This is a genomic window from Chryseobacterium sp. Leaf201 (genome assembly GCF_001421435.1).
Lineage (GTDB): Bacteria > Bacteroidota > Bacteroidia > Flavobacteriales > Weeksellaceae > Chryseobacterium.
Map to the genome: position 1 here is coordinate 1 of NZ_LMKA01000040.1, position 1814 is coordinate 1814.

2 protein-coding genes and 1 pseudogene are annotated in these 1814 nt (G+C 33.7%); all 3 read right to left on the minus strand.

Annotation, left to right across the window (positions count from 1 at the left end; genetic code table 11):
• Positions 1-312: pseudogene (locus ASE55_RS19800) on the minus strand (RHS repeat domain-containing protein); the annotation flags it as partial.
• Between the two features lie 304 nt (positions 313-616).
• A complete protein-coding gene (locus ASE55_RS03850; RefSeq protein WP_056215824.1) occupies positions 617-1036 on the minus strand; it encodes a hypothetical protein in 420 nt (139 codons plus the stop codon).
• 5 nt (positions 1037-1041) lie between these two features.
• The coding region (locus ASE55_RS03855) for a hypothetical protein (RefSeq protein ID WP_131726115.1) at positions 1042-1814 on the minus strand (773 nt) is incomplete at its 5' end.

Genomic DNA, 1814 nt, shown 5'->3' on the forward strand with positions numbered 1-1814 from the left:
TATATCGCCTTTCGGAGCCTGCATTTTTCTTATATCGCCTTTCGGAGCCTGCATTTTTCTACCGTCAGGATCGATAAAGTTAATCGGGTTATTTGCTACATAATTATACGGTGTGAGTCTTCTGTACTGTTCTGCCAATGGATCGATCACACCCCATCTCCCGATGTCGCTCATATACATCCTGGCACCATAGTCGCTCCAGCCGGTTTCCTTCTGCAGTTCTTTGCTGTTGTAACCGTAGTTATAGGAAGGGTTTCCGGTTTGTGCATTGTAGCCCTCATGCTTCAGCCCAAACGGGTAAAAATTATTTTGCCTCTATATTTTATTTTTTATGGAATCGGCGAATCTCCTTTGTCGATTTCTTCAAGAACTTCTGCGCTTCCGGAGGTATTTTTAAAATAGCTCAAACGCACTGAACTATGTTCGTATCCTTCGTAAAAGCTTCTCTTTTACTTGTCTATCCAAATGGTCAGTCTAACCATCAATATATTGTTTTTTCAAAATTAATTTATAACTAAATCTGATACATGACCCCTTTTGGAAATTGAAAAGTTGGATTCTTACTGTATTTTTAAATACACAATTAAATATTGTAATGTATATTCATAATAAATTATCACTTTATACTTCTGGTTGTTATTTCTTCAACAATCCATTGATTTGGAGTGAATTCACTAAGAAAGGGGTAAAAGCATAATGCTGTTACACTATCTTTATTCCACATTGCAACAAATGCTAAATTATTATTGATTATAACTTTTTTAATTAAGAAATCATAAGATTTATTTTTTTCCGGATAAAGCAAAATTTCCAAATCCTTGCTGTTATAAATCAATTTTTCATTGGTTAGATATTTATTTGGATCAGCAATGACTATTTTATTGTTATTTGAATATTTTTTCAGTTTATGGTAAACATAATCATTCAAAAAAAACTGTTCCGAAAAATTTTCTTTAATGGAAATGTGTTTGTTTTGAGAAAAAGAAGATACACTGAATAATATTATTAGATAGAAAAGACGATAAGTTGTTTTCATAATTTTTATTTAAATATGTTTGATAATATTTGTTGTTTTTTCTGTACATAATCTTTTAGATATTTCGATATGTTATTACCATAGTTTCCACTGTCTAATCCCCAACCAGGTTTTGCTTTTGGATATATACCCAAATTATACATTCTGAATTCAAAAGCTTTACCATGTTCTGGAATACCATCTATAGGGTTACAATATTTATTCAAAATAGATAGAGAGCCTGCATTTTTTATATTACTTCCCCAATGCGCTCCTTCATGCCCCATTATGGAAGACATATAAAATAAATTTGCTAGACCAGACACTGTATTCGGATTTCTGTCCGCTTTTTCAAACCATTCTAAAACTTCTTTATTTATAGATATGCGGTTCAAATCTTCTTTATAATGTGTCACTGAATAATCATATTGTCCCTCAGCTATATTTGATTCAAAATCATGAAGAATCGGTCCCTGCCCATATGTAAATGCTTTTACTACTTCATCTTTGCTCATTCCGGTAATATCCATAAAGGCCTGCAAGAAGTTCGGATCATTAATGATTTTTGGAAGTTGGTTTTTCACAAAATTATAAAAAGCAGGATAATTTTTCTGATAATATTCTTCTGTCCCTTTTGGGAACTGGAATGTAGGTGAACTTCCGCCACCGCCTTCTCCTGACATCAGAGCAAAGAAACTCCCCAGCATATCTTCCTGTCCCAGGAACTTTAGAAGATCGGAAGTTTTTCCGGTTCCGCCCCTGGCATAATAGTCCATCATTCCGCCCGGCACTAAACTGA

What these genes read in the sequence shown, in the direction of transcription:
- ASE55_RS03850 (WP_056215824.1), bottom strand. Translation starts at nt 1,036, where the DNA reads ATGAAAACAACTTATCGTCTTTTCTATCTAATAATATTATTCAGTGTA.